At 54.1% G+C, this 1550-nt stretch carries 3 protein-coding genes; 2 read left to right on the top strand and 1 reads right to left on the bottom strand.

The annotated features are described in order from the left end of the window. On the bottom strand, window positions 1-247 hold a 247-nt coding region (locus BG60_RS39430; protein WP_206540342.1), incomplete at its 3' end, for a hypothetical protein. A 98-nt stretch (window positions 248-345) separates the two neighbouring features. On the opposite strand from BG60_RS39430, the gene BG60_RS36070 reads away from it, so the two are divergent. Next, window positions 346-1308 carry an IS30-like element ISPpu17 family transposase gene (locus BG60_RS36070; RefSeq protein WP_004577240.1) on the top strand — a complete coding sequence of 321 codons (963 nt, stop codon included), beginning with the start codon at window positions 346-348 and terminating at the stop codon, window positions 1306-1308. Window positions 1309-1341: 33 nt separating this feature from the next. Then, window positions 1342-1550: T6SS immunity protein Tdi1 domain-containing protein (locus BG60_RS38035; RefSeq protein ID WP_277621809.1), on the top strand; the 209-nt coding region annotated here is incomplete at its 3' end.

Genomic DNA, 1550 nt, shown 5'->3' on the forward strand with positions numbered 1-1550 from the left:
AATAAACTTCAACTAACTCGTCTTCTGTAAAATTACTAAGCAAAGAAAAGTATTCAGCTCTGGACTCAACCGTCAACGGTTGGATAGAACCTAAATTAATAAGAGTTGAAACAGCCTCGTCAGGAGTCATTTCGCTAGTAAGTGGGGCTCTCTGCCCAGAGTAATAAACCTTGTCAGACGCAATAGCTACATCCAGCAGTTCACGTACTTCACCATAACGAGCGGAACGCGCAGCGGTTAGAAACACTCCCTGAATTCATAGAATAAGCGCAACGCTTGAAACGAGAGGCAGAGAGCCAGCCACCGGTAGAATCCAGGCTCTCACACCGAAGGATTCAAGCGCAGATGACTACGCATTACCGGCAGCTGACTCAGGGACAACGTTACCAGATTGAGGCTGGCTTGAGCGCCGCAGAGAGCCAGGCGAGCATTGCAAAGCGGGTCGGCGTGCATCCCTCGACGATCAGTCGCGAGGTTCGCCGCAACAGCACCCAGAATATCTACAAGGCTGTTTCTGCGGCCCATGAAAGTGATGCTCGTCGAGCGGGTGCGCGCAAGTTTTGCAAGCCGGCGACATGGCTCAGCCATCATCTCCCGGTGTGGCTCAAGCATGGCATGAGTCCGGAGCAGATCGCCCAGCGGTTGAAGCAGGAGCAGCCAAGCCGGGCGGTCAGCCATGAGTGGATTTATCGGTTCATTGCCGCCGAACAGCGCGCCGGTGGTGAGCTTTATACCTATCTGCGACATCGCCGAAAGCGCTACCGGAAACGCTATGGAAGCCACGATCGGCGCGGGCAGCTGCGTAATCGCGTGTCAATCAGTGAACGCCCAGCCGAGGTCGAAAGCCGCGAGCGCCTGGGGGACTGGGAGGGCGATACGGTACATGGACTGGGCGGTAACCTGGTGACCCTGGTTGATCGCAAAAGCGGCTATCTGAGCGCCTATCCGGTCAAGCGCAGAACGCGCCGGCAGGTAACGCGGGCGATCAATCTGATGCTTCAGGGCCATGCCGCTCACACGCTGACGCTGGATAACGGAAGGGAGTTTGCCGGGCATGAACGCATCGCGCTACGGAGCCAGTGCCAGGTCTTTTTTGCAGACCCCTATTCATCCTGGCAACGTGGCACCAATGAAAACACCAACGGTCTGCTCCGCCAGTATTTCCCCAAGGGCAGCGACTTCAGCAAGCTGACCGTCGAAGCCGTCAATCGGACAGTAGCGAGGATCAATCTACGCCCGCGCAAGCGCTTGGGCTGGAAGACGCCGTACGAAGTGCATACAGGGGTGAGCGTTGCACTTATGTGTTGAATTCAGGCCGTTAGCTTCCGGTTCCAGTGGCTAATTCGAGGCGCTGCACCTAGCTACGAAGAGTGTGTCGGATACAGAATACCATTATTTCTCGGCGGTAAAGATGTTATGGATAATTTGGAAACTTCAAATCTTGATGTCTACTGGACATTAATGGCTCAACTGATTAGGAAAGCTAGGGGGCTTCCTATAGGTACAGTTTTTGGAAAAATTACTTCTGTTGATGGAACCTTGCCAGAATA

The organism is Caballeronia zhejiangensis, assembly GCF_000698575.1.
GTDB lineage: Bacteria > Pseudomonadota > Gammaproteobacteria > Burkholderiales > Burkholderiaceae > Caballeronia > Caballeronia zhejiangensis.

Bases quoted from the DNA above. Each gene is read 5' to 3' on its own strand.
- BG60_RS36070 (WP_004577240.1), top strand. From the start codon at position 346: ATGACTACGCATTACCGGCAGCTGACTCAGGGACAACGTTACCAGATT.